Here is a 14,328-nt window from a genome sequence, read left to right as displayed (position 1 = left end):
TGAGGTGCCTGGGGTTGTCCGGTCACGTGTCACCTCCCGTACCGCCGCCGCCACCGGCCTCCGCGGTGATCGACCGCAGCCGGAGCCGCGCCCGCTCGGTCCGCCCGTACCCCTTGGCGAAGTGCCGCTCGAGGAAGTACTGCCCGATCAGCAGGATGCTGGTCAGGAAGAGATACCAGAGCACGGCCGCGACGTACATCGGAAAGATCTGGAACGTCCGTTTCCCCACCGCGTCGAGCTGGAAGAACAGCTCGACGCTGTACGGCACGGCCAACAGCAGCGACGTGTCCTTCAACATCGCGATGGTCTCGTTACCCGTCGGTGGGATGATCACGCGCATCGCCTGCGGCAGCACGATCCGGCGCAGGATCTGCGCCCGGCTCATGCCCAGCGCCGAGGCCGCCTCGGTCTGCCCCTCGTCCACCGACTGGATGCCCGCCCGCACGATCTCGGCCATGTAGGCGGCCTCGGACAGCGCCAGCCCGAGCAGGCCGGCCACGAAGCCGGTCAACACGTCCCGGGAGCTGAACCCGAAGACCCGCAGTTGCAGATTGTCGATCCCGAAGAGCTGGCCGATCTGGGTGTCGAACGGCACCCCGAACTCGATCCGGCTCCACAGGATGCCGAGGTTGCCGAAGACCGCCAGCAGCACCAGCCGGGGTACCGCCCGGAAGACCCACGTGTAGAGCCAGGCGACCACCCGCAGGATCGGGTTGGACGAGAGCCGCATGATCGCCACCACGATGCCGAGGGACACCCCGAGCAGCATCGCGCAGATGGTCATGGTGACCGTGCCACGCAGCAGGCCCTCGATGACCGGCGGCCGGAACATGTGATCGACCATGAACGACCACTGGAAGTTGTCGTTCGTGACGAGTACATGCACGAACATCGCCGCGAGGACCGCCAGCACGGCGACAGCCACCCAGCGGCCGGGATGCCGCACGGGCACGGCCCTGATTGGTTCTGGCCGTGCCCGTTCGGTAGTCGTTTCCGGTGTCATGTCGTGTTACGGGTTGATCGCGGGATCGGTGATCGCGCCGTCCCCGACCTCCCACTTGTCCAGGATGGCCTGGTACGTGCCGTCATCGATCAGCGCCTTCGTCGCGTCCCGGATGGCCTCGGCGAACGCGCTCTGGTCCTTGGCCACCACGTAGCCGTACGGTGCCGCCTCGTACATCTTGTCGAGCAGCTCCAACTGGCCGTTGGACTGCGTCACCGCGTACACCCCGACCGGGTAGTCGGCGAGCATCGCGTCGTCCTTGCCGGAGACCACCGCGGCGGTGGCGGCGTCCTGGCCCGGGAACTGCTCGATGGTGATCTCCGGCTTGCCGGCGTCGGTGCACGCCTTGGAGCGCTTCTCGATGTCCTCCACCTGGACGGTGTCCCGCTGTACGGCGATCTTCTTGCCGCAGGCGTCGTCGATCGAAACCCCGGCCGGGTTGCCCTTCTTGGTCACCCACTGGGTGCCGACCTGGTAGTAGCTGACCATGTTGGCCTGGGCCTTGCGTTCCTCGTTGATCGTGAACGACGACACGCCGACCTCGTACTTGCCCGAGCTGACGCCGGTGATGATGGCACCGAAGTCGGCGGAGACGAACTCCGCCTCCAGCCCCAGCTTCGCCGCCACCGCCTTGAACAGCTCCACGTCGAACCCGATGGCCGTCTTGCCGTCGGTGTCGAGGAACTCGGCCGGGGCGTAGGACGTGTCGCTACCGACCACGATCTTGCCGTCCGCCTTGATCGCGTCGGGCACCTTGGCGGCGAGCGACGCATCCGCGTCGGCGGTCACGCTCGGGCCGGCACCGGGCTGCTCGGTGGCTTCCTTCTCGCCGCAACCAGCCACGGAAAGTGCCAGCAGCGCCGCCCCGGCCACGCCGAGCACCGCCCGCCGACGACCTCTGAGGTTGAACATGTCGTACTCCTTGCACTGAGGGGTGGGGCGGTCGGTCAGACCACCCCGAGGTAGGCCTCTTTGACCGCCGGGTCGTGCAGCAGTTCCCGGCCGGTGCCGCTCTTGACGATCCGGCCCGTCTCCAGCACGTACGCACGGTGGGCCCGGGCCAGGGCCTGCTGCGCGTTCTGCTCCACCAGCAGGATCGTGGTGCCCTGCTCGTTGATCTCCGTGATGATGGAGAAGATCTGCTGAATCAACATCGGCGCCAGCCCCATCGAGGGCTCGTCGAGCAGCAGCAGCCTCGGCCGGCTCATCAGTGCCCGGCCGACGGCCAGCATCTGCTGCTCACCACCGGAGAGCGTCCCGCCGACCTGCTTGCGCCGCTCCGCCAGCCGAGGAAACAGCTCCAGCACCCGGGTCAGGTCCTTGGCCACCCCGGCCCGGTCCCGCCGGGTGTAGGCGCCCATGTCCAGGTTCTCCAGCACCGTCATCCCGGGGAAGATGCCCCGGCCCTCCGGCGCCTGGCAGAGCCCGCGGCGTACCCGCAGGTCGGCCCGGAGCTTGGTGATGTCCTCACCGTTGAACCGGATCTTCCCGCTGGCGATCGGGCGGATGCCCGACACGGCCCGCATCGTGGTGGACTTGCCGGCACCGTTGGCGCCGATCAGGGCCACGATCTCGCCCTCGTCCACGGTCAGGCTGATCCCGTGCAGCGCCTTGATCCGCCCGTAGAGCAGACTGACGTCCTCGATCTCAAGCAACGTCGTCATCCGGCACCCCCAGGTAAGCCGCGATCACCCGGTGGTCCTCGCGCACCTCGGCGGGGAGCCCATCAGCGATCTTCTTTCCGAACTCCAGCACCACGATCCGGTCGGTGACCCCCATGACCAGGCGCATGTCGTGCTCGATCAGCAACACGGTGACGCCCTGGTCCCGGATCTTGCGGATGAGCTGCAGCAACTCCTCCTTCTCCGCCGGGTTGAAGCCGGCGGCCGGCTCGTCCAGGCAGAGCAGCACCGGGTCGGTGGCCAAGGCCCGGGCGATCTCCAGCCGGCGCTGTTCGCCGTAGGAGAGGTTGCGGGCGGCGTCGTGCATCCGGTCGGAGATGCCGACGAAGTCCAGCAGCCGCTTGGCCTTCTCCAGCCCGTCGCGCTCCTCCCGCCGGTGCCGGGGCAACCGGAACAGCGCGGAGATGACGCTGGTCTTGTGGTGGGCGTCCGCGCCCACCTGGATGTTCTCCAGCGCGGTCATCTCCGGGAACAGGCGGATGTTCTGGAACGTCCGCGCCATGCCCATCTTGGTGATGTGGTGCTTCTTCTTGCCGGTGATCCGCTGCCCGCGGAACCGGATCTCCCCCTGCGAGGGCTGGTAGATCCCGGTCATCGCGTTGAAGCAGGTGGTCTTGCCGGCGCCGTTCGGGCCGATCAGCCCGAGGATCTCCCCCTTGTAAAGGGTGAAGTCCACGTCGTCGAGGGCCACCACGCCGCCGAACCGCAGCGTCACGTGGTCGACCTCCAGCAGGGGTTCCCGGCCACCGGCGGTGGACTCCACCGCCGGCGCCCCGGCCTGCTCCGGAACAGTCGGCTGCTGCACGGTCTCACCCACCGACCATCACCTCCTTGCGGCGGTCCTTGAGCTCCGCCGCTCGTCGTCGGTTGGGTATCAGGCCCTGCGGCCGGAAGATCATCATGACCACCAGCACCAGGCCGAAGAACATGAACCGGTACTCGTACAGCTCGATGCCGAGCACCTCGATGCCGCGGAACCGCTCGATCAGGTACGCCACCAGGCCGCCGCCGACGATCGCGCCGACGATGTTGCCCGAACCGCCCAGGATGACCGCGGAGAGGATGATGATCGAGTTGAGCAGTTCCAGGTTCTGCGAGCTGACGAAGTTCTGCTTGCCGGCGAAGAGCGCCCCGGCCAGACCGCCGATGAACGCGCCCGAGGCGAACGCCCAGAGCTTGAACTTGAACGTCGGCACCCCCATCAGCTGCGCCGCGTCCTCGTCCTCCCGGATCGAGATCCAGGCCCGGCCGACCCGGCTGCGGTTGAGGTTCCGCACCCCGATGACCACCAGGATGATCAGCGTGAGCACCAGCCAGTAGTACGGCCGGGGGTCGAGCACCCCGAAGACCGGTGTGCCGTCGGCGTGGGTGCCCGGCGGGTGCGGGATCTGGTTGAAGCCCCGCTGCCCCTTCAGGAAGTCCGAGGCGGTCGCCGCCACCCGGATCATCTCGGCGAAGCCGAGCGTCACGATGGCCAGATAGTCACCGCGCAACCGCAGCGTCGGCGTACCCAGCATCACCCCGGAGATCATGGTGAGCCCCAACGCCACCGGCAGGGCGAGCAGCCACGGCCAGAGCGTCTTGAGGTCGCTGCTGGGCGAGGTCAGCACGGCCACCGTGTACGCACCGACGGCGAAGAAGCCGAAATAGCCCAGGTCGAGCAGGCCGGCGAAGCCGACCACGATGTTCAACCCGACCGCCAGCAGCACGTAGATGGAGACGGTGAAGAGCACCTGACCGAAGTTCGAGCCGGTGGTCGGGATCGGCCCCAGCCACTGGTAGAACTCCCGGTTCGGCAGGGCGTAGAAGAAGACGATCACCGCCGCGATGACCGACCACCGCATCCAGCGCGGTGCGTCGTGCCAACGGTCGGAGACCGCGTGGCGGCCCGAAGCGATCCATTCCCTGACGCTTGTCATGCGCGGGCCCTCCCCAACGACTCGCCGAGCAGGCCGGTCGGCCGGAACATCAGCAGCACGACCAGGACGACGAACGCGACCAGGTCCTTCCAGTTCGCACCCCACAGCGCGGAGGCGTAGTTCTCGACCAGGCCGAGCAGCAGCCCGCCGATCAGCGCGCCGCGCAGGTTGCCGATGCCGCCGAGAACCGCCGCGGTGAACGCCTTCAGGCCGAGCAGGAAGCCCACGCTGTAGGTCAGCGTGCCGATCCGGATGTCGTAGAGCATGCCGGCGACCCCGGCCATCACACCGCCGATCACGAAGACCACCAGAATGATGCGGTCCTTGTTGATCCCCATCAGCGCGGCCGTGTTCTGGTCCTGGGCGACCGCCCGGATACCCCGGCCGATCCGGCTGCGGTTGATGAACAGGTCCAGCGCGACCATCATGGCCAGCGCGGAGCCGAGGATCAGCAGCTGCACCACGGTGACCTCGGCACCGAAGACGGTGAAGACCACGTCGTTCTTGACCACGGTGGGAGCACCGACCGGCAGCCGCCGGGTGTAGATGCCGAACGCTTCCGCGATCGCGATCGACGCGCCGATCGCGGTGATCAGAAAGGCCAGCGGCGGGGCGTTGCGCTTGCGCAGCGGCCGGTACGCCACCCGCTCGATCACCGTCGCGGTGCCGGCCGAGGCTGCCGCCGCGATGAGCGCGCCGACCAGCAGGTAGAGCATGATCGAGCCGAAACCGCTGGCGACCGAGTCGCGGTCCAGACCGAGCGCGGCCCAGCCCCAGATGGCGGCAAAGGCACCGGCGATGAAGACCTCGGAGTGGGCGAAGTTGATGAGTCTCAGCACGCCGTAGACCAGCGTGTAACCGAGCGCGACGAGGGCGTAGATGGCACCCACTGTCAGGCCGGTGATCGTGTATCCCCCGAAATCGGAGAACAGGGTGTTGAAGTCCAAGGAAGGTACTCCGTACAGGAATGAAGAAAGATTGGGGTGCGGCCGGAAGTCAGCTCCCGGCCGCACCCACGATCACCACTCGATCGCTGTCGCAGCGACCGGCGTCAGGACTTCGGGATCTCCTGGTCCGGCACGATCTTGCCGTCCTTGACCACGTACGCCCACACCCGGACCGCCTCCGGCGCGAGGTCGCCGTTCTCGGTGAACTTGTAGTTGGCCGCGACACCCTGGCCGGTGTAGCCACGCGCGAACTCGAGCAGCTTGGCGCGGTCGGTGTTACCGGCCTTGATGCCCTGGAGCAGGATGTTCGCCGCGTCGTACGCGGTGTCGCTGTAGGTGCCCGGCTCGCTGCCGTGCAGCGCCTTGAAGTCCTCCGCGAAGGTGCCGCCCGTCTCGGACGCCGGCATGCAGGGGCAGGTCAGGACATCGCCCTCGGCGGCAGCAGCGCCGGCACCGGTGATGTAGGAGGGGTCGTTGACGCCGTCACCGGCCACCAGGGTGGCGGTCACACCGGCGGCGGTGAGCTGCTTGCGGATCAGGCCCGCCTCGGCGTAGTAGCCGCCGTAGTAGATCGCGGTCGCGCCGGAGGACTTGACCTGGGTGACGGTGGCGGAGAAGTCGCTCTGCTTGCCGTCGCCCTGGACCTTGTCGCTGCCGACGACCGCCGCGCCGAGCACCTTCTTGACCTCGTCGGCCAGGCCCGCGCCGTACGCGGACTGGTCGTCGACGACGAAGACCTTCTCGGCCTTCAGGACGTTCTTGATGTAGTTGGCCGCCGCCGGGCCCTGGCTCAGGTCGTTGCCGACGGTCCGGACGAAGGTCTTCCAGCCCTGGTCGGCGAGGCTGGGCCGGGTGGCGGACGGGGTGACGTGCACCAGGCCGGCCTCGGAGAAGAGCGGGTTGGCGGCCTCGGACTCACCCGAGAAGGCCGGGCCGACGACGCCGAGGATCTGCGCGTCGTCGATCGCCTGCTGGGCCAGGCCCGGCGCCTGCTCCGGGTTGCCCTGGGAGTCCAGCGGCACCAGGGTCACCTGGCAGTCGGCGTTCTCCTTGTTGTACTGATCGAGAGCGAGCTTGACACCGTTGTTCATGTTGATGCCCAGCGCCGCGTTCGGACCGGTCAGCGCGCCGAAGAACGCGATCTTGCTGCCACAGCCGTCACCGCCGGCCTCGTTGCTGGCGCTGTCAGACTTGCAGGCGGCTGCGCCGCCGAGGGCGAGCGCGGCGATTGCCACCCCACCGACCAAACGTACGAGCTTCTGCCTCACGGCCCGAACCCTCCTCCGTCCCATGGCCCAAACCACCCGCTGCCCATTGGCACTTGCGGGGCGGACGAACCAGACCGTCGTCGCCGGTCTGGGGCCGGACGTTATCCCACCCTGCAGGCGTGGCGTAAGTCCCAGAACAGGCCGTTGACCGAACCGTTACACGGCATGCGTGATAGCAGGCGATAGCTGTAAGAAGTAGCGATCAATTCGTTGGTCTCGTCAGCCTGTCGCCGGTGTGTGGTGAACGGCGGACAGGCGCCTTCGCACACCAGGCTCAACACCATCAGCAACCGCCCTGACCGAGGCAGGACACTCGTCTCCGGGAGAATTTAGACACCATTGATCGACGCACGTCGACCACGTGCGACCCAACGCTCTTTACTGACGCCGGCGACGCCGGACGCTGGCGACGCCCAGCGCCGGTCGCCGGTCGCCGGTCGCCGGTCGCCGGTCGCCGGTCGCCGGTCGCCGGTAAACCCGATCATGGAGCGGGCTGCGTGACCTCACCACCGGTGGTCTCGGCGAGGATCCGCTCGGAGACCTCCTTCATGGTCATCCGGTGGTCCATCGCGGTGCGCTGGATCCACTTGAACGCCTGCGGTTCGCTCATGTTGTAGGTGGTCATCAACGCGCCCTTGGCCCGCTCGACGGCTTTGCGGACCTCCAGCCGGTCGTTCAGCCCGGCCACCTCGGCCTCCAACGCGGCGATCTCCGCGTAGCGGGAGAGGGCGATCTCCACCGCCGGCACCAGATCGCTCTTCTGGAAGGGCTTGACCAGGTACGCCATCGCGCCGGCCGCGCGGGCCCGCTCCACCAGGTCACGCTGGCTGAACGCGGTCAGAATGATCACCGGGGCGATCCGGGCCCCGGCGATCCGCTCGGCGGCCGCCAGCCCATCCATGATCGGCATCTTGATGTCGAGGATCACCAGGTCGGGCTTGAGTTCCTCGGCCAGCCGTACGGCGGCCTCGCCGTCACCGGCCTCGCCGACCACCTCATAGCCTTCCTCGGCCAGCATCTCGGCCAGGTCCAGCCGGATCAGCGCCTCGTCCTCGGCGATCAGTACCCGCCTGCGCGCGGCATCCGTCTGCGTCTCGGCCACGAGCCACTCCCACCCACTCTGCACCCGACACCCGCGGTACCGGGTGTCGCCGCTCCTAGCGTAGTGGGTAACCTGTGAGGGCCAAGAACTCCAGGCCCCTGTAGTCCAACGGCAGAGACGATGGTTTCAAAAGCCATACAGTGTGGGTTCGAATCCCACCGGGGGCACGAAGTGTCGTACACGCGTTCAAAAATGCACCGGTGCATCCCCCCGAGATTCGCGTCAAGGCACGGAGTCTCTACCTGGCCGGCGCGACCGTGTCCGAGGCCGCCCGCGCCGTCGGGCTCCCATACGCGACCGTCCGTTACTGGTGCAGAGGCCAACCGGAGCCGAAACAACAAGCCAGCGCCCTACGTTGCTTCCGTTGCCGCCCTGAGATCGGCAATCCGACAGCACCCGATCAGTACGCCTACCTCCTCGGCCTCTACCTGGGTGATGGCCATCTCGTGACCAGTGCCCGGATACCGGTCCTGCGCATCTACTGCTCCGACGCCTGGCCGACCTTGATCTCCCTTTGCGACAAGGCCATGCGCGCAGTGCTGGCAGCCTCGGTGCAACGCGTGCAGAAGCAGGGCTGCGTCGGCGTGCAGAGCTACGGCACACACTGGCCCTGCCTGTTGCCACAGCACGGGCCCGGCAAGAAGCACGAGCGACCGATCACCCTGGCCGACTGGCAGGAGCGCATCGTCCGGGCGGTTCCCGGTGACTTTCTGTGCGGTCTCTTCCACTCCGACGGCGCCCGTTTCGCCAACCGGGTCACCGTTCGCGACAAGGTGTACGTCTACCCGCGCTACATGTTCGTCAACGAGTCCACCGACATCATGGGGCTCTGCCAGTGGGCGCTGGACCTGCTCGGCGTCGCCTGGCGGATGAACCGTCGCAACAGCCTCTCGGTCGCCCGACGGGAGGCGGTCGCCGCGCTGGACCGCCACGTCGGCCCGAAGTCGTGACCATGCCGGGCCAGCTCGGCATGGTCACGACTGGACGGGTCAGACCGTGGCGAGCGCGGCTGCCAGGTCGGCGCGTAGATCCTCCGGGTCCTCCAGACCGACGGAGAGCCGCAGCAGTCCACCGTCGGGCCGGGCGTCCCCGTCGACCGGGCGGTGGGTGAGCGACGCGGGGTGCTGGATGAGTGTGTCGACGCCGCCGAGTGAGACGGCGTGGGTGATCAGCCGGCAGGCGCCGGCGACCGCCGCCGCGACCGGCGCGCCGCCGCGTACCTCGAAGGCGAGGAGGCTGCCCGGGCCGGACATCTGCCGGCCGACGAGCCCGCTCGGGTCGTCGACGCCGGGGTGGTGGACCCGTGCGACCGCCGGGTGGTCGGTGAGCCAGAGGGCGAGTTTCTCCGCGCTGGCCTGCTGGGCGCGGACCCGCACCGGCAGCGTCTGCAGGCCACGGTGCAGCAGGTACGCGCCGAGCGGGTGCAGGATCGCGCCGGTGAGCGCGCGGACCTGGCGCAGGCGGGCGGCCCAGTCCGCGTCGCAGGCGATCGCTCCGGCGAGGACGTCGCCGTGGCCGCCGATGCTCTTGGTGGCGCTGTGCAGCACCAACCGGGCACCGTGGCGGGTGGGCTGTTGGAGCACGGGGGTGGCGACGGTGTTGTCGATCAGCAGCGGCACCTGCCCGGCGGCCTCGGCGAGGGCGGCGATGTCGATCAGGTCGAGCGTCGGGTTGGCGGGCGTTTCGGCGATCACCAGGGCGGTGTCGGGGCGGATGGCGGCGGCGACCTCCTCGGGTCGGGCCCAGGTGACCTCGGTGCCGAGCAGGCCGGTGGCGAGCACGTGATCGGTGCCGCCGTAGAGGGGGCGGACGGCGACCAGGTGGCGGCGGCCGTCGCGGGTGGCGGCGAGCAGAGCGGCGGTGAGGGCGGCCATGCCGCTGGCGTAGGCGACGGACTCGGCGGTGCCTTCCAGTTCGGCGAGGGCGGTTTCGAAGCGGGCGACGGTCGGGTTCCACAGCCGTTGGTAGACGGCGCTGGCACCGGCGGGGAGGGTGCCGCCGGTGGCGAGGGTCTCGTAGGCGTCGCCTCCGGCGTCCACCGAGGGTAGGGGGTTGGTGGTGGAGAGGTCGATCGGCGGCACGTGGACGCCCAGGGCGGCGAGGTCTTCGCGGCCGGCGTGCACGGCTCGGGTGTCCACGGTCGTCATGGGGGGAGGATCGAACATCTCGCCCATGAGGGGCAATAGCTCCGAATATAATTCGTCATAACCGCTTTCGGAGCCGATGGCGTTCGGTGGAGGATGCTGGTATGCCTCCCGTATCGAACGATGTTCGGCCCTTCGCGGCCCTCGACGACACCGATCGCGCCATCCTCACCGAGCTGGCTGGCGACGGCCGGTTGCCGAACAATGCCCTGGCCGAGCGGGTGGGGGTGGCGCCGTCGACCTGCCTGGCGCGCACCCGGACGTTGCGGGAGTGCGGGGCGATCCGGGGTTTCCACGCCGAGGTGCATCCGGCGGCGCTGGGGTTGCCGTTGCAGGCGCTGGTGTCGGTACGGCTGACCGAGCACGCGCGGGCGGCGGTGGACGCGTTCCGGGCCCGCTCGGTACGCCTGCCGGGTGTGGTGTCGGTGTTCCACGTGGCCGGCGCGGACGATTACGTGTTGCACGTGCGGTCGGCCTCGGCGGAGGCGCTGCGCGATTTCGTGCTGGACCATCTGGCGGTCGACCCGGCGGTGCAGCACACCCAGACCAGCCTGATCTTCGAGCAGGCCCGCGGGTCAGGCTGATCACGTCGCCGGCCTGGTCGGGAACAGATTCGGCGTACGCCGGGTTGGCCACCTCTGTGATCGACGTACCGTTGTCTGTCCTCGACCTCGCCCCGGTGGCCGCTGGCGCTTCCGCCGGTGAGGCGCTGTGGCACACCACCGAGTTGGCTCGACGCACCGACGAGTTGGGTTATCACCGATTCTGGGTGGCTGAGCACCACAACATGCCGGCCATCGCGTCCTCGGCGCCGGCGGTGCTGATCGCGCATCTGGCCGCGCACACCACCCGGATCCGGCTGGGTTCGGGTGGGGTGATGCTGCCCAACCACGCGCCGCTGGTGGTCGCCGAGCAGTTCGGCACCCTGGAGGCGCTGCATCCGGGACGCATCGATCTGGGTATCGGCCGTGCTCCGGGCACCGACCAGGTGACCGCGTTGGCGCTGCGCCGGACCATGGAGGGCCTGTCGGCCGAGGGGTTCCCCCGGGAACTGAATGATCTGATGGGCTACTTCGACGAGGCGGGGTCGGGGCGGATCACCGCGACTCCGGGGCGCGGGCAGCGCCCGGCGGTGTGGTTGCTGGGTTCCAGTGGGTTCAGCGCCCAACTGGCCGGCGCGTTGGGCCTGCCTTTCTCCTTCGCGCATCACTTCAGCGCGCAGAACACGTTGCCGGCGTTGGCGCTGTACCGGCAGAGTTTCCGTCCGTCGCGTTGGCTGGAGCGGCCGTACGCGATGGTGGCGGTCAACGCGGTCTGCGCGGACTCCGACGAGCGCGCCGAGTGGCTGGCCGGGCCGGCCGGGTTGTCGTTCCTGCGCCTGCGGTCGGGGCGGCCGGAGCCCCTGGCGACGCCGGATGAGGCGGCGGCGTACCCGTACACCGAGTTCGAGCGGGAGTTCCTGGCGCAGCGGCAGCAGGGTCAGGCGTGCGGTTCTCCGGAAACGGTACGTCGGCAGTTGAGCGAGCTGCTGGCCAGCACCGGCGCGGACGAGCTGATGCTGACCTCGATGGTGTACGACGTCGTCGACCGGGTGCGTTCGTTCGAGTTGATCGCGAACGAGGTGGCCGGCGGTCTGCGGCGCTGAGGCGGTGCCGCCGACTGGGCAGGTTCCGGTGGCCGGGCTGGTTGGTGGGCCAGGTCACAGCGTTTCTGGGACGTGAAACACGATCTTCACGGCAGCGTCACCCTCGTGACGCGGAGCCTGCCTAATGTTGTATCCGGTGGTGGTACGGCACTCCCCGGTCGGGACGGGTCGGGGGTGCCGCGGTGTGGGGCACCGGGCCGCAGTTGTGCGGATTCCGCGATTGCGGCCCGGTGCCTTGTCCGTCTACCGCTGTTGCTCTCGGTCAGCGCAGGTAGATCGAGGGGGTGGGTGGCGTGGTCATCCCGTCGCCGAGGAAGAAGCTCGGGTGCGGGGGCTGGTTGTAGGCGGTGTTCTGCCAGGCGATGGCGACCCGGTACTGCAGATCGTGCATCAGGGTGTAGATCCGGGTGCTGGTCGGGGTGGGCGTGCTGTAGATCCGTAGCGCCCGGCTGTCGTTGGTACGCCAGATCACTTCTTCCCGCCAGTCGCCGAGGATGTCGGCGGAGAGCGCGGGCGTGGCCTTGGTGCCGTTGTTCGAGGCGACGTCACTGCCGGTGAGCAGGCGGGTGTCGCCGCCGGTGCCGTACTTGTCGATCCGGGTGCCGTCGAGCAGTTCACGGACCGGGTCGCCGTCCCACCAGATGAGGAAGTTCGTCGAGGACGGCTTGCGGCCGATGTTCTGGCCTCGGGTGTTGGCCAGGCCACTCACTGCGGACGACCAGGATTCGGCCCCGGGGCTGCCGGCCCAGATGTCACCGGAGACGCCGCGGCCGTTGTCGCCGCCGGTGGGGGTGGACCAGAGCGGCTGGCCGGTGCGGGCGTCGGCGAACCAGGAGCTGGGTTTGCTGCCGTCCTCGCTGACCTTGAAGTACTCCAGGCCGGGGCGGGACGGGTCGAGGTCGCCGACGTGCCCGGCGTCGCCGTGGCCGAGGCCGTTGGACCACAGCAGGCGACCGTTGTCGTCGATGGTGGCCGCGCCGTAGACGATCTCCTGCCGGCCGTCGCTGTCGACGTCGGCGATGGAGAGGCTGTGGTTGCCCTGCCCGGCGGCCGAGCCGTTGCCGGAGGCGTTGGAGTCGAAGGTCCACCGCTTGGTGAGGGTGCCGTTGCGGAAGTCCCAGGCGGCGATGACCGCGCGGGTGTAGTAACCCCGGGCCATGATCAGTGACGGGCGTTGGCCGTCGAGGTAGGCGGTGCCGGCGAGGAACCGGTCGACCCGGTTGCCGTAGTTGTCGCCCCAGGAGGAGACGGTGCCGCGCGGCGGGTCGTAGTTGACGGTGGAGAGGGCGGCGCCGGTGCTGCCGTCGAACATGGTCAGGTACTCGGGGCCGGCGAGGACGTAGCCAGCGGAGTTGCGGTGGTCGGCGCCGGCGTTGCCGATCACCTGGCCGGTGCCGGAACGGGTGCCGTCGGCGGTCTTCATGGCCACCTCGGCGCGGCCGTCGCCGTCGTAGTCGTACACCTGGAACTGGGTGTAGTGGGCCCCGGCCCGGATGTTGCGGCCCAGGTCGATGCGCCACAGCCGGTAGCCGGGCAGGGTGTACGCGTCGAGGTAGACGTTGCCGGTGTAGCCGGACTGCGAGTTGTCCTTGGCGTTGGAGGGCTCCCACTTGACGACGAAGTCGTAATCGCCGTCGCCGTCGAGGTCGCCGACGCTGGCGTCGTTGGCGGAGTAGGTGTACGTCTCGCCGCTGGGCGTGGTGCCGCCCGGCGGGACCTGCAACGGCACGTCGAGGTGGCCGGCGGGGAACTGCAGGGCCGGTACGGAGGGGGACTGTTCGACGCCGTCGACCACGGGCCGCACGGTGTAGTTCGCTCCGGTCGGCGCGCCGCTGTCCAGGTAGTTGGTCGCGCCGGTGATCGGGCTGGCGTTCACCCTGTTCGTGCCTCGGTAGAGGTTGAACGCGACGCCGCTGGTCTCGGTGCCCAGTAGCCGCCAGGAGACCAGGTTGGCCGACCCGGAGCGGACGCTGATCAGGCCCCGTTCCAGGTTCTCCGCCTGCATCGTCCCGGGCGGTGGGGTGGGTGGTGAGACGGTCGGCGATGGAGGCGTCGACGGCGCGATGGTGGGTGTCGGACGCGGCGGGCTGGGCGGTGGGGTGGTCGGGGTGGGGGAACTCGTGCAGGTGGTGCCGTTCAGCGCGAAGCTGGTCGGGGTCGGATTGCTGCCGTTCCACGAGCCGTTGAAGCCGAAGTTGGCGCTGGCGTTGGTGCCGATGGCGGCGTTGTGGTCGGCGTTGCGGGCGCTCACCTGGGCGCCGGACTGGGTGACGGTGGCGTTCCAGGCCTGGGTGACCTGTTGCCCGGCGGCGTAGGACCAGGTCAGCGTCCAGCCGTTGACGGGGTCGCCGAGGTTGGTGATGGTGACGTCGGCGCCGAAGCCGCCGGTCCACTGGGTGGTGACGCGGTAGTCGACGTGGCAGCCGGCGACGGCGGCCGAGGCGGTGAGGGTGGTCAGCACTCCGGCGGCGGCGACCGTGACGGCGGTGGCGGCGGCGAGCAGGGCCGCCCGGGGGGCGGTGCGAGGCATGGTTCCTCCGGTGGAGGTCGGACGCGCGGCGTGCGGTGGCCGTCGGCCGTGCCCGGAGCCGACGAGCCGTTGGTCCGCTGGCCGTGCC

General features: G+C 69.1%; 13 protein-coding genes and 1 tRNA gene. 4 read left to right on the top strand and 10 right to left on the bottom strand.

Annotated elements, in window-relative coordinates:
• Positions 1-22: 22 nt before the first annotated feature.
• From Vlu01_RS22890 to Vlu01_RS22855, 8 genes are all read right to left on the bottom strand, one after another.
• Entirely contained in the window at positions 23-1,003 is a 981-nt protein-coding gene (locus Vlu01_RS22890; protein WP_204003061.1) for an amino acid ABC transporter permease, read from the bottom strand.
• A gap of 6 nt (positions 1,004-1,009) precedes the next feature.
• Positions 1,010-1,915, bottom strand: coding sequence for an ABC transporter substrate-binding protein (locus Vlu01_RS22885; RefSeq protein ID WP_204003059.1), 906 nt, complete (start codon positions 1,913-1,915; stop codon positions 1,010-1,012).
• A gap of 35 nt (positions 1,916-1,950) precedes the next feature.
• Positions 1,951-2,667 carry an ABC transporter ATP-binding protein gene (locus Vlu01_RS22880; protein ID WP_204003057.1) on the bottom strand — a complete coding sequence of 239 codons (717 nt, stop codon included), beginning with the start codon at positions 2,665-2,667 and terminating at the stop codon, positions 1,951-1,953.
• Entirely contained in the window at positions 2,651-3,490 is an 840-nt protein-coding gene (locus tag Vlu01_RS22875; RefSeq protein WP_373307505.1) for an ABC transporter ATP-binding protein, read from the bottom strand. Before Vlu01_RS22875 ends, Vlu01_RS22880 begins: the two co-directional genes overlap by 17 nt.
• Before the next feature lie 4 nt (positions 3,491-3,494).
• Entirely contained in the window at positions 3,495-4,604 is a 1,110-nt protein-coding gene (locus Vlu01_RS22870; protein WP_204003055.1) for a branched-chain amino acid ABC transporter permease, read from the bottom strand.
• Complete coding sequence (locus Vlu01_RS22865; RefSeq protein WP_204003053.1) at positions 4,601-5,551, bottom strand: branched-chain amino acid ABC transporter permease; 951 nt, start codon at positions 5,549-5,551, stop codon at positions 4,601-4,603. The genes Vlu01_RS22870 and Vlu01_RS22865 overlap by 4 nt, the downstream gene beginning before the upstream one ends.
• Positions 5,552-5,655: 104 nt before the next feature.
• Complete coding sequence (locus Vlu01_RS22860) at positions 5,656-6,819, bottom strand: branched-chain amino acid ABC transporter substrate-binding protein (protein WP_204003051.1); 1,164 nt, start codon at positions 6,817-6,819, stop codon at positions 5,656-5,658.
• A 481-nt stretch (positions 6,820-7,300) separates the two neighbouring features.
• Positions 7,301-7,921: an ANTAR domain-containing response regulator gene (locus Vlu01_RS22855; protein WP_204003049.1), complete on the bottom strand. Its 621-nt coding sequence runs from the start codon at positions 7,919-7,921 to the stop codon at positions 7,301-7,303.
• 94 nt (positions 7,922-8,015) lie between these two features.
• Here Vlu01_RS22855 and Vlu01_RS22850 point away from each other — a divergent pair.
• Positions 8,016-8,088: transfer RNA gene (locus tag Vlu01_RS22850), tRNA-Leu, on the top strand.
• 279 nt (positions 8,089-8,367) lie between these two features.
• Entirely contained in the window at positions 8,368-8,871 is a 504-nt protein-coding gene (locus tag Vlu01_RS22845) for a hypothetical protein (protein ID WP_239096067.1), read from the top strand.
• A 39-nt stretch (positions 8,872-8,910) separates the two neighbouring features.
• Here the strand turns inward: Vlu01_RS22845 and Vlu01_RS22840 are convergent, their stop codons facing one another.
• The gene (locus Vlu01_RS22840; protein ID WP_204003046.1) at positions 8,911-10,086 is read right to left on the bottom strand and encodes a trans-sulfuration enzyme family protein; all 1,176 of its coding nucleotides are present in this window, start codon (positions 10,084-10,086) and stop codon (positions 8,911-8,913) included.
• 83 nt (positions 10,087-10,169) lie between these two features.
• Here Vlu01_RS22840 and Vlu01_RS22835 point away from each other — a divergent pair, with 83 nt between their 5' ends.
• Together Vlu01_RS22835 and Vlu01_RS22830 are read left to right on the top strand one after the other, a co-directional pair.
• Entirely contained in the window at positions 10,170-10,649 is a 480-nt protein-coding gene (locus Vlu01_RS22835; protein ID WP_204003045.1) for an Lrp/AsnC family transcriptional regulator, read from the top strand.
• Positions 10,650-10,693: 44 nt separating this feature from the next.
• Positions 10,694-11,710 (top strand): LLM class flavin-dependent oxidoreductase, encoded by a 1,017-nt coding sequence (locus Vlu01_RS22830; protein ID WP_204003044.1) that lies wholly within the window; start codon positions 10,694-10,696, stop codon positions 11,708-11,710.
• A gap of 262 nt (positions 11,711-11,972) precedes the next feature.
• Here the strand turns inward: Vlu01_RS22830 and Vlu01_RS22825 are convergent, their stop codons facing one another.
• A complete protein-coding gene (locus tag Vlu01_RS22825) occupies positions 11,973-14,240 on the bottom strand; it encodes a rhamnogalacturonan lyase family protein (RefSeq protein ID WP_204003042.1) in 2,268 nt (755 codons plus the stop codon).
• Positions 14,241-14,328 lie beyond the last annotated feature (88 nt).

The organism is Micromonospora lutea (assembly GCF_016863535.1).
GTDB lineage: Bacteria > Actinomycetota > Actinomycetes > Mycobacteriales > Micromonosporaceae > Micromonospora > Micromonospora lutea.
Note: the sequence above shows the minus strand (reverse complement) of the source record. Positions and strands in the feature narration are given on the sequence as shown.